Origin of the sequence: Mycobacterium sp. (assembly GCF_049683935.1) — a bacterium.
Classification (GTDB): Bacteria; Actinomycetota; Actinomycetes; order Mycobacteriales; family Mycobacteriaceae; genus Mycobacterium.
This window is the reverse complement of the sequence record NZ_JBAUJR010000059.1, coordinates 1-15832: the sequence shown is the minus strand read 5'-3', so window position 1 is coordinate 15832 and position 15832 is coordinate 1. Positions and strand designations below refer to the sequence as shown.

The window sequence follows — 15832 nt, the reverse complement described above, 5'->3', positions numbered from 1 at the left end:
CCTGGGCTACACCGTCACCCTCACCCCAGCCGCCTGACCCACACACGCCACCCAACCGCCCTCAACACACGGCAATACCGACGTGCAGACTCCCAGCGCACCTCACCATTATTTTCGGAATAGCAGCAGAAGTCCGAGAAGGCGCCTGCTGGAACGCAATTCCGGCGCCAATCAGAGATCCGGCATCAGGATCGTCGTCAGCATTCTTCTCCTGCGCCCGGGAGAGCTCTTGTGCGACAACCGATTGCTGATGGCCTCGACGATTTCGCTGCGCATCTGATCTAGTTCCTCGTCGGTCAGCCACAGCGCGACCTGGCTGAACGAGGCGCGGTCGCGAACCACGTCGACGTCCGGACCGTCGAGGTATCGGTTGAAGTGCACCAGGAGCGTCGCGACAAAAACCGTGAACGCCTGCCGATGCTCGTCGACCGTCATGGCACGAAGCTCGTCATCGCCGACGACCGCGTTCGCGAAATCCAGCTTGTATCGCCGTTCGACGGCCCCGCGGACTCGCGTCTCGCTGACCACCGTGAGCACGCCGCCGTCCGCGAGCTTGCCGACATGCCGGTAGAGCGTTGCGACCGGCACGTCCGCGAGCCGCGCACGGAGTTCCCCTGTGGTGAGTTCGCCGCCATCGAGTAATGCCTGGACGACGCGGAACCGGATGGGGTGCAGGAGGAGATCGGCCGACGCCATCGCACCAGTATCGCCTTCTGTTATATTATCAATATTGATAACGTTTGACCGAGAGGAGATTCCTGTGGCGAAGATTCAGCGCACCGGCGCGTACCTCGACATCGTGCTGACACCCCTCGAGAAGTTGGCGGCGCTGCACCGAGACATCCGGGTGCCGCTGTCCTCTGTCACGGCGGTCGACGTCGTCGAGCGGCCGTTGGACGAGGTGAAGGGCTTCCGCGCGCCGGGACTGCACATCCCGTCGCGTACCAAGATCGGCACGTGGCGCTCCTCGGGGAGACGCACCTTCGCGGTCGCGCGGGCGAAGCAGACCGCTGTCCGGATCGAACTCAGCGATGGCAGATACGACACGTTGATCGTCAGCGTTCCGGACGCGGCAGCGGTCGCCGAGGACATCAGGACGGCGCCGGCCAACCGCTGACGCCGGCCCAGTCTCTTCCGCCGGAATTGCATTCCAGCAGGGAGAGTCCGAGAAGGCGCCTGCTGGAACGCAATTCCGGCGACATCAGAAGCCGAAGCCGAGTTCCGCTGGTACGTCGACGGCGAACGCCGCATCTAGCTTCGCCGGTAGTCCGGAATCGTTGCACCGCAGTCGTTGTGCCGTCGCGTATGCCGACGCGCGATGCGCGCCCAGATAGATGCTGCCGAGCACCGACAGGTCGGTGCTCACATCGGCAGCCGCATCCGTGGGCTCACACCGCGCCCGGCCGTCGCTCACCTCCAGGGCGAATCTTCCGCCGCCACCCAGCACCGCGTCGGAAACGTCGAGCACCACCGACACGTCCGCGGCGTACCTGCGCGCCTGCAGCACAGCGGGAATATCCAGCATCCGCAGCCACAGCCCGTCGTCGACGCCGACAGTGCGCACCAGTCGCTGATCGGTCAACAGGTACGGCAGCACCTCCCCCGGGTGCGATTCGACGTTGATCGTCGCCATCAGATCCATCCCGAGAAGGACCCGCCACAGGGCGATGTGCGCCTCCGGTGTCACAGCGGTGATGTCGGTGATCTCCAGGGTGCCCTTGCCCTCGCCGTCGTGGACGCGATACAGCGCGAAGCCGTCGTCATGAAGCAGGCAGAAGAAGGCGCTGCCGCCGTGCCGCGAGTACTCGCGGTCGGCCAGCACCTCGTCCCACAGCCGGGACGGGCTGTACAGGCCACCGGGGTTCTGCACCCGCCAGCGCTCGAAGATGTCCTCCAACTGCCCACGGTGCTCGGCGAGGCGCACCACCCGGACGCCGCCGGGGTCGGGCACGTCGTCGTGGAACCGGGCTGTCCGCCGGTCGACGGACAGCCGATGCACCGCGGTGGCGGCGCCGTAGCCGAATCTGCCGTAGATGCCGGCTTCGCTGGCCTCCAGACCGGCGAGCGGATAATTGGCCGTCATGCGAGCGTGCAACTCGTCGAACATGCCCCGCAGCGCGCCGCGCCGCCGATGCGTCGGCGCCACCGCAACCCACGACACACCGGCCATCGGGAGCACCGCGCCGCCCGGGACCGTCAGCCTCAGATCGAGAAACAGTGCCATCCCGACGACATCCGGCCCGTCGCATGCGACGACAGCACCGTCGGCGGGCACCATCGATCGCCACATCTCGGCGGTCTCCTGCGGCCGCCAGACCCCGAAACATGTTGCGCCAAGCAGCACCATGGCCGGCCAGTCCGTCTCTTGGGCGCCGCGGATCGTCAATGCTGGTGTATGTGCCACCCTCCGACCGTGACACACGGGTACCCCCACTCGCACGTGAATACCAGCGGTACTGTCGCACCATGAGCGACGCCGATGACGAGCTGGCCAGCCTGTCGGAGTTCGTCTTCCTCAGGGAGAACGCCCGCCAGTGCGGGGTGACCGCTCCGCTGCCGAGCACCAGCCGCATCGCCGCCGGTCCGGTCAGCGCACTCAAGTTCGGCGATGACGCGCCGCGGGTGGTGTTCCTGCACGGCGGCGGTCAGAACGCCCACACCTGGGACACCGTCATCATCGGTCTGGGCGCGCCCGCACTGGCGGTCGACCTGCCCGGGCATGGCCGTTCGGCGTGGCGCGAGGACGGTGACTACGGACCCAAGCTCAATGCGGTCGCCGTCGAACCGGTGATCCGCGACCTCGCCGGTGACGCCGACCTCGTCGTCGGGATGTCGCTCGGCGGACTGACTGCGATGCGGCTGGCCGTGGCCGCCCCGGAACTCGTGCGCAAACTGGTGATGGTCGATGTCACGCCGTCGGCACCCGAACGCCACACCGAGATGACCGACGCCCAGAAGGGCACAGTTGCGTTGGTTCAGGGTGAGCGCACCTTCCCGACGTTCGACTCGATGCTCGAGGTCACCGTCGCCGCAGCGCCGCACCGTGATCGGGAATCGTTGCGGCGGGGCGTTTTCCACAACGCCAAACGCCTCGACGACGGGACCTGGACGTGGCGATACGACTCCATCCGCAAGGGCGAGGGGTTCGAGAACCTGTGGGATGACGTGCCGCGGCTCACCACCCCCACCACGCTGATCCGCGGCGCCAACTCCTTCTTCGTCAACGACGAGGACGCCGCCGAGTTCGCCCGTGCTGCACCGGGTTTCCAGCAGGTCCACATCGTCGAAGACTCCGGGCACTCGGTACAGAGCGACCAGCCGCGCGCTTTGGTCGATCTCCTGCGAGGTGTGCTCGACGCCTAGCGCGCGGCTGACTTGTCCTTGCGCCGCGGACGGGCCAGGAATATCAACCCGATCAGTGCCATCCCGTAAGGCGGTGACTGCGGCATCACGACGTGGTACCCGAGATCCTCGAGCATGCCCAGCTCCAGAGCGCTGAAAACCCGCACAACCCGACCTGTGCCGGTCTTCGCGTTCATGATCTGCTGGTCGTCGCCGGTGAAGGTGACGTCGTCGAGGTGGGAGATCGAGCTTCCCGACTCGAACGGCATCGGCGTGAACAGGGGTACCAGTCCGCCGTAGGCCGCGATGGCATTCCTGCCCCCGAAGAACAGGCCGCCATCCTCGCCGACGAGCTTCGGGTCGTTGGTGGCCGGCCATCCGCCGAACAGCGTGAAGGGTCGCAGGCCGCGGGCGGTCACGACGAATCTGTCGAAGTGCGCCCGGTTCCTGTCGTCGTTCTGACCTGGCGCGTCCAGCGAGGACAGGAAACCGAATGAGTGCATCAGCTCGTGGATCGCCGTCGACACGAAGTCGTACTCGTCTCCCGAGACGATGTCACCCAGGCCCCACTCATAGTCCTTGAAATTCCAGGTGATCTCACCATCTGCTGTCGAACCGTTCGCGTCCCGACCGGTCTGCAACTTGTACTGAACCACCGTGCGCCAATAACCCGGCAGCTCGGAGATGTACGGGCTGTACGCCGAAGCGAGGCTGTCCTCCTCGAGCTCGACATTTACGTCGTAGGACAGCGTCACCGCCCTGTTCACCCGGAAGTACTCCTGAAGCCGGCTTGCCACTTCGTGCAACGCTTCTCGCCGCTCATCGGTCCAGCCGTCGCCGGTGAAGGCGAAGTCGAACATGATCGCCCCCTGGTTGATCAGGTTGGTGGCGCGCGTCCCGATCGGGCGTAGCAGATTGAGCAGGTTGATGTGCAAGCCGACGTCGATCGCGCGGACGTAGAAGGTGTCGACACCGTCGAATTCCGCATCCGGGGTGTAGGTGTAGGTCCCGTCGGCATTGATGACGACCGAGCCCTGCCGGGGTCCGCGGATCAGTCGGTAGACGATGACGTCGCCCTCGGCGTCGACCCCATTGATGTCGCCGGTGATAGGGCCACTCACCAAGCCGCTCAGCTGAATCGGTGCGACCGTCGGGGCCTGGTTGAACAGGCCGCGGCGAAGCGCCAAGAACGAAGCGGTCAGCTCCGCCTTCCTCTCATCGCTGACATCCAGCGACTCGACCCACTGCTCATGCCTGGTTGTCCAGTTGGTCATGATCTCTGCGACAACGTCGTTCCAGGTCCGCCGCGGAGCCAGCCACGGCGGCGCGGGGACCGGATCGGCAGCCAACTCGACTGCGTCCGTGACGGCGGCGCTGGTCGGTTCGACCGCGGCGGGTTCTGTCACCAGCGAGGCGTGGGTCCTTTGGTCGGCAGCGTCCTCCGGAATATCAGGGGCCTCTTCGGTGGATACGCTGTCGGACGCGACATCCTTGCGGCCGTGGGTAACGGTGTCCTCATCATCGCTGTCCGTATCGGCGTCGGCGTCGGCGTCACTGTCGGTTTCGGTTTCGGTTTCGGTTTCGGTTTCGGTTTCGGCTTCGGCTTCGGCTTCGGCTTCGGGGTCACTGTCGGTGTCGGTGTCGGTGTCGGTGTCGGGGTCGGTGTCCACCCCTCGGGTGTCCCGTTGTTTCGTCTCACGGTCGGCTGCGCTGGAGGTGTCTGAGGACGCAGACGAGACGCCGGTGTCTGCCGATGCGACACCGATCTCTGGAGCCATCAACGAAAAGCCCAGCAAAGCCGCACTCATCCCCGCCGACGCCAGCCCGGCCTGGAGCCACCGCCTGACCGCAAAGTTCTCGGACCGGCGCGCGTGCCGAGATTTCCTCCGCAGCAATTGATCTTGATTCCCGCGCATCGCTCTTGACCCCCCGGCTAGGCTTTGCTGCACAGTAGCGCGAGCGGAGCGGATCGCAGTGGCAAATGTGCTCAACAGGTATCCCGTACCACGTGGCCGGCCCGCGCGCTCGGTGGCTGCGGTCGACTGCTGTTCACCTTCTGCTTGCCTTCTGATTGCCCGGCTGCCGTAACTTTTCGCGGGTCCGGCCGCCCAGCCCCCGGCCGAAGACGTGTCGGAAGGAACAGGAACTCATGGCGCTTGTGCCGCTGAATCTCTTTGTCGCTCACAACGGAAAGTCCAAGCGACAGCACGTGACCTGCGTCTACAAGTGTGGTGATGCGTGTTCGAAACCGGTGCCGAACCGTAGCGACAACGAATACTTCGGCGACGTCGTGAAATCGGTGTCACGGCGGTCGATGCTGCAGGCCGGCGGCGTCGCCGTGCTGGCGGTGGGTGCGGGTTCGGTTTTGGCCGCCTGCTCCCAGGATTCCGCGCCCGTCGCCACATCATCGACGTCCGCCGCCCCCGCCGAACCACCTCCGGGGATGAACTTCGCATCGGTTGCACCCAACAGCGAGGACGCCGTCGTCGTCGCCGACGGCTACCAGCAGGGCGTCGTCATCAGTTGGGGTGACCCGGTCCTGCCCGATGCGCCGCCGTTCGACGTCGCCAACCAGACAGGTGCCGCTCAACGTCTGCAGTTCGGCTTCAACAACGACTTCGCCGGTTTGCTGCCGATCCCGGGCCGCCAGAATCGCTTCCTTCTCGTCACCAACTTCGAGTACGTCTCACCGCAGTTCATGTTCGCCGGCTACAACGCCGACGCCCCCACCCGGGAGCAGTTCGACGTCGAGATCGCCGCGATCGGCATGGGCGTCGTCGAAGTCGAGCGCACCCCCGAGGGCCTACGACCCGTGATGGGAACCTACAACCGTCGCATCACCGCCGACTCACCGATGACCCTCACGGGGCCGGCGGCCGGCAGCGACTTCGTCAAGACTCCCGCCGACCCGACCGGCCGCACCGTCGCAGGCACTTTCGCCAACTGCGCCGGAGGCGTCACCCCCTGGGGCACAGTGCTCTCCGGTGAGGAGAACTTCCAGGACTACTTCGGTGCCGCCGACGGCGCTGCCGCGCCTGGCCCGGTCGACGCCGACCGACTGGACCGCTACGGCGTGTCGATGGAACCCAGCGAGCTCAAATGGGAGACGTTCGACCCCCGGTTCGACCTCACCCAGACGCCGAACGAACCGAACCGCTTCGGGTACGTCGTCGAACTCAACCCGTGGGACCCGAACTCCACCCCGATCAAGCACTCCGCGCTGGGACGGCTCAAGCACGAGGGCGCCAACATCTACATCACCGACGACGGCACCGTTGTGGCCTACACCGGAGACGACGAACGCTTCGACTACATGTACAAGTTCGTCTCGGCCAAGAAGATGCAGCCTGGAACCGATCCCGCGGCGATGGCGCACAACCTGACGCTGCTCGACGAGGGCACGCTGTACGTCGCCAAGCTCTCCAGCGACATCCCGGCGGCCGAGATCGACGGCTCCGGCACGCTTCCCGCCACGGGCAGCTTCATGGGAACCGGGACGTGGATCCCGTTGCTGCGCAGCGGCCCCGACGGCCAGGCCGAGTCGCTTGTTGCCGGCGTGACCGCCCAGGAAGCCGCGGTGTTCACCCGGATGGCGGCCGACAAGGCCGGCGCCACGAAGATGGACCGGCCCGAGGACTTCGAGGCCAACCCCACCACCGGCAAGGTCTACGTCGCGCTGACCAACAACGACGAGCGAGGCGTGGACGGCGAGCCGGGACCCGACGCCGCCAACCCCCGCAACGACAACAAGAGCGGCCAAATCCTCGAGATCACCGACGACCACGCCAGCACGAGCTTCACCTGGGACCTGCTGTTGGTGTGCGGAGATCCGGCGGCCGCAGACACCTACTACGGCGGTTTCGACAAGACCAAGGTCAGCCCGATCTCCTGCCCGGACAACCTGGCCTTCGACAGCCACGGCAACCTGTGGATCTCCACCGACGGCAATGCCCTCGACTCCAACGACGGCCTGTTCGCCGTCGCGCTCGAGGGGCCCAACCGCGGCGAGACGAAACAGTTCCTGACGGTGCCTCTCGGCGCCGAGACGTGCGGGCCGATCGTCACCGATGATCTGGTCACCGTGTGCGTGCAGCACCCAGGCGAGAACGACGACAACAGCATCGACAACCCGCTGTCGCGCTGGCCCGAAGGCGGCAACGGGACCGCACGCCCCGCAGTCGTCGCCGTGTGGAAAGACGGCGGTCAGATCGGTGTGTAGCGCCACGCGCCTAACGTGGGGTCATGACCTCCTCCACTGACCGCCCCGTCCGTATCGGCGTCCAACTCCAACCGCAGCACGCACCGCAGTACAGCCACCTGCGCGACGCGCTGCGCCGCTGCGAGGACATCGGCGTCGACGTCGCCTTCAACTGGGATCACTTCTTCCCGCTCTACGGCGACCCCGACGGCGCGCACTACGAATGCTGGACGATGCTGGGCGCCTGGGCCGAACAGACCTCGCGCATCGAGATCGGCGCGCTCGTCACGTGCAACTCCTACCGCAACCCCGAACTGCTCGCCGACATGGCCCGCACCGTCGACCACATCTCCGGCGGCCGGCTGATCCTCGGTCTCGGATCCGGTTGGAAGCAGAAGGACTACGACGAATACGGCTACGAGTTCGGGACCGCGGGCAGCCGGCTCGACGACCTCGCCGAGGCCATGCCGCGCATCGAGTCGAGGCTGAGCAAGCTCAATCCGCAGCCGATGCGCGACATCCCGGTCTTGATCGGCGGTGGCGGCGAGCGCAAGACGCTTCGCCTGGTCGCCGAATACGCCGACATCTGGCACTCGTTCTCCGACCGCGAAAGCTACCCGCACAAGTCCGATGTGCTCGCCCGCCACTGCTCCGACGTCGGCCGCGACCCGGCGCTCATCGAGCACTCAGCAGGTGCGAACGGCAAAGATCTGGACTCGCTGCTCGCGGATGCCGACGCACTGGCCGGGCTCGGCGTCACGATGCTGACGGTCGGCGTCAACGGACCCGACTACGACCTGTCCCAGGCCGAGTCCCTTTGTCGTTGGCGGGACAGGCGTGTCGGCGGCTGAACCCGCCGAAGCGCTCCGGGGATTCCGGCGCCGTGAGAGACTGGCGCCGCCATGCCCAAGAAGTATGGGGTCAAAGAGAAAGACCTCGTGGTCTCCCATGTCGTCAATCTGGTCCTGACCGGCAAGCTCCGGTCAGGAGATCGCTTGGACCGCAACGAGATCGCGCACGAGCTCGGACTCAGTCGAGTGCCGGTACAGGAAGCGGTCGTGCAGCTCGAGCACGACGGCATCCTGTCCACTCAGTATCACCGCGGCGCCTTCGTCGAGCGGTTCGACGAGGCGACGGTGCGCGAACACCACGAGCTCTACGGCCTGTTGAGCGGAACCGCGTCCGCGCGGGCAGCCGTCGCGGCGGACCCGATGATCACTGCGGAGCTCGCGGAGCTGTTGGCGCTGATGGGCGGCGGCAGAGACTCCCGGCTGTTCGACCAACATGCCCGGCGGTTCCGCGGCGTCGTCAACACCGAGTACGCGGGCCCTCGGTTGCAAGCGGCCATCGACTCGTCGCAGACGCTGATTCCACCGGCTTTCTGGGCCGGCTACCTCGAGCACCGGGATGCGCTGCTGCCGTCCTACGAGGCCGAGTTGAACGCGATCCGAGAAAGCCGTCCCGAGGCAGCGCGGGCCGCCTGCATGCAGCGCTCGGACACGATGGCGCAGATCCTGCTCGCGGAGCTGGTGCGGCGCGGGGTGCTGTGCGCGGTGCGCGCCGAGTGACCCGAGACCGTCGGGCCCCGGCAAAGACTCTCCAAAAGTTTATTGCGTCATAACTGTCGTCCGCGCAACTTCACAGCAAGGCAGAGGTTAGACTGGCTGATTATGGTGGAGGCCGAACCGCAGGTCAGCGAGCTCGCAGGTGAACTGCAGCGTGTGCTCTCCAAGGTGCTGTCCGTTCTCCGGCACACCGGCAGGACATCCACCACCGGAGATCTGACACTGGCCCAGCTGTCCATCCTGCTCACCCTGCTCGACCAGGGCCCCATCCGGATGACCGATCTGGCCGCCCACGAGCGGGTCCGCACACCCACCACCACGGTGGCCATCCGCAGGCTCGAGAAGCTGGGGCTGGTCAAACGCTCGCGCGACCCCTCTGATCTGAGGGCGGTGCTGGTCGACATCACCCCCGAGGGGCACGCGCAGCACCGGGATGCGTTGGCCTCCAGGCAGGCTCATCTCGCCGCGCTGCTCAGCAAGCTCAGCGAAGAGGAACTCGACGCGCTGGCCAAGGGGTTGGCCCCGCTCGAGCGGATCGCCGAGTAGCTCCTCAGCCCAACCAGTCCAGCACCGCGGCCGCGGTCCAGGACTGCTGCATGCTCCCCAGCGGCTCCCCGGTGAACGGCTCGTAGTACTCGGCGAAAGTGCCGTCGCTGGCCTGACGCAGACCCTCCCGGCGCAGGGCCGCCGAACGCTCAGCCCACCCGCGCCTGGCGAAACACCACGAGAACAACCACGTCATCACCGGCCACACCGGCCCACGCCAGTATTCACGCGGGCGGAAGTCGCGCGACACCGGCGACGTCGACGGGATCAGCGCGTAGGCGAGGTCCGGGTGACCGCAGAACCGCGGGCCCTCCAGCAGCCGCAGCAACGCCCGTTCGCGATCGTGCGGGAGGCCCCCGCAGAGCAGCGGCGCGAACTGCGCCACGGTCTCGGTAGCGATCCACCTGTCGGCTCGGACGTCGTAATCCTTTGCCGCGCCGGTACGTTCGTCAGTCGTGGCGATGACTCCGCCGCGGAACCGGTCAGCCCACGCATACAGATCCTTGACGTCGGCGTGCGGGCGTTTGTGGTCTTCGCCGATTTCGGCCAGCACCTGACACGCCACCGAGAGGATGGCGGAGACGAACACGTCCTCCACGGCGAAGCTGACCGACTTGGACAGCAGTTCGTCGTCGTAGCGGGCGGTCTTCATCTCCTCGACCAGCCACAGGTACCGGTCGTACTCCAGGTCGCTGGGCCGTTGAGTGGCGTCGGTGTTGATCTTGTTGTCCTCACGCTGATACTCCGGCACCTCGCCGGGAATCACGTTGGCGTACGCGCTGTCCCATCGCGGGGAGTTGTCCATCCCCGACTCCCAGCCGTGGTAGACGGTGACCCGGCCGTGCTCGTTCTGATCGCGGCATTCCGCCAACCAGCGATGCCACTGCACCAGGTCGTCCCACCGCCGATCCAGGAAGGACTCGGCGACCGCGCGGGTGGACCGGCCGCGGGTGCGGGCGTGGTCGAGGATGCGCTGCACCGCGATGGCGTGCACGGGCGGTTGCGTGATGCCGGAGGTGTGGCGGGCGCGCGGCGCATCGGCCGACAACGCCGAACACGCCCACCGGGCCGGACCGGGAAAGTAACCGTCGGCGCCGTTGGCGAACACGATGTGCGGGATCATGCCGTTACCCCACTGCGCCGAGAGCAACGTGTCGAGTTCGACGACGGCCCGCTCCACCGACAGCGGAGCAAGCCCGATCGACACGAAGGCGGCGTCCCAACTCCACATGTGGGGGTACAGCAATGGCGCCGCGGTGGTCATCACACCGAGGTCGTTTCCGCGCAGCAGATACGCGGCGCGGGCCGCGAGTTGCGTGGGGGCGAAGCTGGGGTCGTGGGGCATCGCCTCCCATGATGCGACTTCTCGGGCCGACTTGCAGTGTCGGTAGGGTTCGAGAGTGCCGACCGCGATGATCACAGGGGCCACCGGAGGGCTGGGAACCGCCCTCGCCGACGCATTGGCCCCGACACACACCCTGCTGCTGGCCGGGCGGCCCTCCTCGCGCCTGGACGCCGTCGCCGAGCGTTTCGGCGCGACCACCTGGCCCGTCGATCTGGCCGATCCCGACTCGATGGCCGCCGTCGTCGAACCCCTTGTCGAACTCGACGTGCTGATCCACAACGCCGGGGTGGCCTATCCCGGTCGGGTCGCCGAATCCACGGTCGACGAGTGGCGAGCGACCATGGCGGTCAACCTGATTGGGGCAGTCGCCCTCACTCTGGAGTTGCTGCCCGCGCTGCGTGCCGCCGAGGGGCATGTGGTGTTCATCAACTCGGGCTCCGGGATCAACGCGTCAGCCGGGCTGGCGTCCTACACGGCGAGCAAGTTCGCGTTGCGCGGGTTCGCCGACTCGCTGCGCGACGACGAACCCACCCTGCGTGTGACGTCGGTGCACCCGGGCCGGATCGCGACGGCGATGCAGGAGGACCTCGTCGCCTACGAGGGCCGCGAGTACGACCCCGCACAGTTCCTGAGCCCGGAGACCGTCGCCAAGGTCACCGCCGATGCGATCAACACCCCGCGCGACGGCCACGTCCGCGAGGTCATCGTCCGCCCCCGGTGAATCGGGCGCGCCTACGCGTCGCCGGCGTCCGTGCGCGCGCCGAATTCAGACGTCAGAGGACGACGTTGACGAGGCGGCCCGCGACGACGATCACCTTTTTGGGCGTCCTGCCGTCGATGAACGCGACGACCCTCTCCTCCGCCAGCGCGGCCGCCTCCACGGTGGCGGTGTCGGCGTCGGCCGCCACCGTGACGCGGCCGCGGACCTTGCCGTTCACCTGGACCGGGTACTCGACGGTGTCCTCGACCAGATAACGCTCATCGGCGACCGGGAACGGGCCGTGCGCCAGCGAGGTGCCGTGGCCCAGACGGGTCCACAACTCCTCGGCCAAATGTGGGGCGAGAGGAGCGACCATCAGCACCAGGGGTTCCAGCGCCGCGCGCGCGGTCACCGCCTGCTTGGTCAGATGGTTGGTGTACTCGATGAGTTTGGCGGCCGCGGTGTTGTTGCGCAGCGCGGCGTAATCGTCGGCCGTGCCGGCGATGGTGCGGTGCAGCAGCCGCAGCGTCTCCTCATCGAGGGCGTCGTCGGTGACCCGGACCGCGCCGGTCTCTTCGTCCACGACCAACCGCCACACCCGTTGCAGGAACCGGTGCGCGCCGACGACATCCTTGGTCGCCCACGGCCGTGACGCCTCGATCGGTCCCATCGACATCTCGTACACCCGCAGCGTGTCGGCGCCGTAGTTGTCGCAGATCTCGTCGGGCGACACCGAGTTCTTGAGGCTCTTGCCGATCTTGCCGAACTCCTGGCTGACCTCGATCTCGCCGTCCGGGCCGGGCCAGTAGAAACGGCCGCCCCGCTCGACGACCTCTGCCGCCGGAACGTAGGCACCGCGGGCATCGGTGTAGGCGAACGCCTGGATGTAGCCCTGGTTCACCAGCCGGCGATAGGGCTCGCGCGAGCTGACGTGGCCGAGGTCGAACAGCACTTTGTGCCAGAACCGCGAGTACAGCAGGTGCAGCACCGCGTGCTCGACGCCGCCCACGTAGAGGTCCACCCCACCCGGATCATCGGGACCGTGCTCGGCCGGCCGCGGGCCCATCCAGTACGCCTCGTTCTCCTTGGCGCACAACTCTTCTTTGTTGTACGGATCGGTGTAGCGCAGCTCGTACCAGGAACTGCCCGCCCACTGCGGCATCACGTTGGTGTCGCGGGTGTAGGGCTTGAGGCCGTCGCCGAGGTCGAGTTCGACGTTGACCCAGTCGATGACCTTTCCCAGCGGGGGCGACGGCTCGCTGTCGGCGTCGTCGGGGTCGAACGACACCGGCGAATAGTCCGGTACGTCAGGCAGTTCCACGGGCAGCAGCGACTCCGGCAGGCCGTGAGCGCGGCCGGTGGCGTCGTACACCACCGGGAACGGCTCGCCCCAGTACCGCTGTCGGGCGAACAGCCAGTCACGCAGCTTGTATTCGACGCGTTCCTGTCCGCGGCCGTCGGCGACCAGTCGCTCGGTGATCGCCGCCTTGGCGGCAGAAACGTCCATGCCGTTCAGGAAACCTGAGTTGACCAGCTCACCGTCGCCGCTGTAGGCCTCCTGCGAAACATCCCCGCCGGCAACAACCTCCCCCGGTCGCTCCGCTCCTACCCGCCGAACCACCTCCACGATCGGCAGGCCGAGCTCGGTGGCGAAATCCCAGTCGCGCTGGTCGCCGCTGGGCACCGCCATGATCGCGCCCGTGCCGTAGCCGGCCAGCACATAGTCGGCGATGAACACCGGAATCTGTTGCCCGTTTGCAGGATTCGTCGCATAGGCGCCGACGAACACCCCGGTCTTGGATTTGTTCTCCTGACGCTCCAGGTCGGACTTCGCGCGGATCGCCGCACGGTAGGACGCCACCGCCTCGGCCGGCGTCGGCGCGCCGAAGGTCCATCGCGCATCCACGTCCGCCGGCCACGCTTCGGCGACCAGGGCATCGACCAGTGCATGTTCGGGAGCCAGGACCATGTACGTCGCGCCGAACAGCGTGTCCGGGCGAGTGGTGAACACCTCGATGTCACCCGCGTCGGTACCGAACAGGACCGCAGCGCCCGTGGACCGGCCGATCCAGTTGCGCTGCATGGTCTTGACCTTCTCCGGCCAGTCCAGCACGTCGAGATCGTCGAGCAACCGGTCGGAGTATGCGGTGATCCGCATCATCCACTGGCGCAACCGTTTCCGGAACACCGGGAAATTACCGCGCTCACTGCGGCCGTCCGCGGTGACTTCCTCGTTCGCCAGCACCGTGCCCAGACCCGGGCACCAGTTCACCACCGAGTCGGCGAGGTAGACCAGCCGGTGGGCGTCGACCACATCAGCGCGGGCTGCGGCGTCGAGCTCCGACCACTGCCGTCCGTCGCCCACGGATCGGGTCCCGGCGTCGAACTCGGCGACCAGTTCGGCGATCGGACGCGCCTTGCCCGCGGCCGTGTCGAACCATGCGTTGAAGATCTGCAGGAAGATCCACTGCGTCCACTTGTAGTAGTCCACATCGGTGGTGGAAAAGCTCCGCCGCGAATCGTGGCCGAGGCCCAACCTGCCCAGCTGGCGACGGAAGTTGACGATGTTGGCCTCGGTCCGGGTGCGCGGATGCGTGCCGGTCTGGATCGCGTACTGCTCGGCCGGCAAACCGAATGCGTCAAACCCCAAGGCGTGCAGCACGTTACGGCCGGTCATCCGGTAGTACCGCGCGTACACGTCGGTCGCGATGTATCCCAGCGGATGCCCGACGTGCAGTCCCTCGCCGGACGGGTACGGGAACATGTCCTGGACGAACATCTTGTCGGCAGGAACCGGAGCGCCGTCTGCGGGGGCCAGCGAGCCGACCGGGTTGGCGACGTCGAAGGTCCCCGACTGCACCCACCGCTGCTGCCACGACTGCTCGATCTCCCCCGCCAGCTGCGCGGTGTAGCGGTGCTGCGGGGTGTCTGCGGCGGCGGCCGGAGGCGCGGACGAGTGCTCGCGCGAGGACTGAGTCGGCGTTTCGGTCACGCCACCAGGGTATAAGCCCGCCGATCGCCGATTTCCCGGCGTCGGGTTGGTCTCGGTTCCGTTGCGGATGCATCAGGGGTTGGTTCCAGGTCGATCCCGGACCTGGTAACCGGGTCGCCGCCGTGGATACATTCGTCGCCTGACACGGGACCGACCATCCCGGAACGTCGGGGAGAGTGACTCGGAGGACAGCAGTACATGAGCGAAATCGCCCGCCAGTGGCGGGTTCTGGCAGTCGGCATCGGTGCCACGGCAACCGGTGCGGCCTGCGTTCTGGGCTTCGCGGGCACCACCGCGTCGGCCCAGCCGATCCTGCCGCAACCGCCGCAGCCCGCCCCGGCGACGGTCACCCAGACTGTCACGGTGGCCCCCAATGCCGCGCCCGTCGCCGTCGGTCAACCGGGTGTGACATCGGCCACCGGCCCCGCAGCGGTCCCGGCGGGAGTCGCCGCGGGTGTTCCCGCCGGCGTGCCGATGCCGGCGGCCACCCCCCCACCGGCACCCACGATCACCCCGGCGACGTCGGGCACGTTGACCGACTTCTTCGCCTCCAAGGGCGTTGCGCTCGAACCTCAGACCAGCCGCGACTTCCGGGCGCTCAACATCGTGCTGCCGATGCCTCGGGGCTGGGCCCACATCCCCGACCCGAACGTGCCCGACGCATTCGCGGTGATCGCCGACCGGGTCGGCGGTAACGGGCTCTACTCGTCGAACGCCCAGGTGGTGGTCTACAAGCTGATCGGTCAGTTCGACCCGAACGAAGCCATCAGTCACGGGTTCATCGACAGCCAGCAGTTGCCGGCCTGGCGATCCACCGACGCGTCCCTCGCGCCGCACGGCGGGATGCCGTCCTCGCTGATCGAGGGCACCTACCGCGAAGGGTCCATGACGCTGAACACGTCACGTCGCCACGTGATCGCTGCCTCCGGACCCGACCAGTACCTCGTGTCGCTGGCGGTGACCACCAGCGTCGACCAGGTGCTGCCGGCCGCCGCCGCCACCGACGCGATCGTCAACGGTTTCAAGGTCAGCGCCCCGTCGCCTGCCCCCGCCGCACCGGTCCCGCCTCCCGGCGTGGCCCCGCCCGGCCCTCCTGCACCCGCAGCTCCCGCCGTCGCACCGGTGGCCCCGCCACCTCAGCCGC

The 15832-nt window shown here is 67.2% G+C and carries 13 protein-coding genes; 8 read left to right on the top strand and 5 right to left on the bottom strand.

The window, feature by feature from the left end:
* Positions 1 to 171: 171 nt before the first annotated feature.
* A complete protein-coding gene (locus WA965_RS03415) occupies positions 172 to 696 on the bottom strand; it encodes a helix-turn-helix domain-containing protein (RefSeq protein WP_526296331.1) in 525 nt (174 codons plus the stop codon).
* Positions 697 to 760: 64 nt separating this feature from the next.
* Here WA965_RS03415 and WA965_RS03410 point away from each other — a divergent pair, with 64 nt between their 5' ends.
* Positions 761 to 1117 (top strand): hypothetical protein, encoded by a 357-nt coding sequence (locus WA965_RS03410; RefSeq protein ID WP_526296333.1) that lies wholly within the window; start codon positions 761 to 763, stop codon positions 1115 to 1117.
* 84 nt (positions 1118 to 1201) lie between these two features.
* Here the strand turns inward: WA965_RS03410 and WA965_RS03405 are convergent, their stop codons facing one another.
* Entirely contained in the window at positions 1202 to 2404 is a 1203-nt protein-coding gene (locus tag WA965_RS03405; protein ID WP_526296335.1) for an enhanced intracellular survival protein Eis, read from the bottom strand.
* Positions 2405 to 2466: 62 nt separating this feature from the next.
* On the opposite strand from WA965_RS03405, the gene WA965_RS03400 reads away from it, so the two are divergent.
* Positions 2467 to 3363, top strand: coding sequence for an Rv0045c family esterase (locus WA965_RS03400; protein WP_526296337.1), 897 nt, complete (start codon positions 2467 to 2469; stop codon positions 3361 to 3363).
* Here WA965_RS03400 and WA965_RS03395 read toward each other — a convergent pair.
* Complete coding sequence (locus WA965_RS03395; RefSeq protein ID WP_526296339.1) at positions 3360 to 5150, bottom strand: Ig-like domain-containing protein; 1791 nt, start codon at positions 5148 to 5150, stop codon at positions 3360 to 3362. The two genes, WA965_RS03400 and WA965_RS03395, sit on opposite strands and share 4 nt — an antisense overlap.
* Positions 5151 to 5491: 341 nt before the next feature.
* Between WA965_RS03395 and WA965_RS03390 the strand changes: the two genes are divergently transcribed.
* The 4 genes from WA965_RS03390 to WA965_RS03375 all read left to right on the top strand — a co-directional run bounded on the left by WA965_RS03390 (position 5492) and on the right by WA965_RS03375 (position 9651).
* Positions 5492 to 7561: a PhoX family protein gene (locus tag WA965_RS03390; RefSeq protein ID WP_526296341.1), complete on the top strand. Its 2070-nt coding sequence runs from the start codon at positions 5492 to 5494 to the stop codon at positions 7559 to 7561.
* Positions 7562 to 7584: 23 nt separating this feature from the next.
* Entirely contained in the window at positions 7585 to 8391 is an 807-nt protein-coding gene (locus tag WA965_RS03385) for an LLM class F420-dependent oxidoreductase (protein ID WP_526296343.1), read from the top strand.
* 51 nt (positions 8392 to 8442) lie between these two features.
* On the top strand, positions 8443 to 9108 hold the full coding sequence (locus WA965_RS03380) for a GntR family transcriptional regulator (RefSeq protein ID WP_526296345.1): 666 nt from the start codon (positions 8443 to 8445) through the stop codon (positions 9106 to 9108).
* 102 nt (positions 9109 to 9210) lie between these two features.
* A complete protein-coding gene (locus WA965_RS03375; RefSeq protein ID WP_178357754.1) occupies positions 9211 to 9651 on the top strand; it encodes a MarR family winged helix-turn-helix transcriptional regulator in 441 nt (146 codons plus the stop codon).
* Between the two features lie 4 nt (positions 9652 to 9655).
* Here WA965_RS03375 and ggh read toward each other — a convergent pair whose 3' ends face one another.
* Positions 9656 to 10996: a glucosylglycerate hydrolase gene (gene ggh, locus WA965_RS03370; RefSeq protein ID WP_526296347.1), complete on the bottom strand. Its 1341-nt coding sequence runs from the start codon at positions 10994 to 10996 to the stop codon at positions 9656 to 9658.
* 55 nt (positions 10997 to 11051) lie between these two features.
* Here ggh and WA965_RS03365 point away from each other — a divergent pair, with 55 nt between their 5' ends.
* The gene (locus WA965_RS03365) at positions 11052 to 11717 is read left to right on the top strand and encodes an SDR family oxidoreductase (protein ID WP_526296349.1); all 666 of its coding nucleotides are present in this window, start codon (positions 11052 to 11054) and stop codon (positions 11715 to 11717) included.
* Positions 11718 to 11769: 52 nt separating this feature from the next.
* Here the strand turns inward: WA965_RS03365 and leuS are convergent, their stop codons facing one another.
* Positions 11770 to 14688, bottom strand: coding sequence for a leucine--tRNA ligase (gene leuS, locus WA965_RS03360; protein WP_526296351.1), 2919 nt, complete (start codon positions 14686 to 14688; stop codon positions 11770 to 11772).
* A gap of 198 nt (positions 14689 to 14886) precedes the next feature.
* Here leuS and WA965_RS03355 point away from each other — a divergent pair.
* A partial coding sequence (locus WA965_RS03355; protein ID WP_526447065.1) for an LpqN/LpqT family lipoprotein occupies positions 14887 to 15832 on the top strand: 946 nt, incomplete at its 3' end.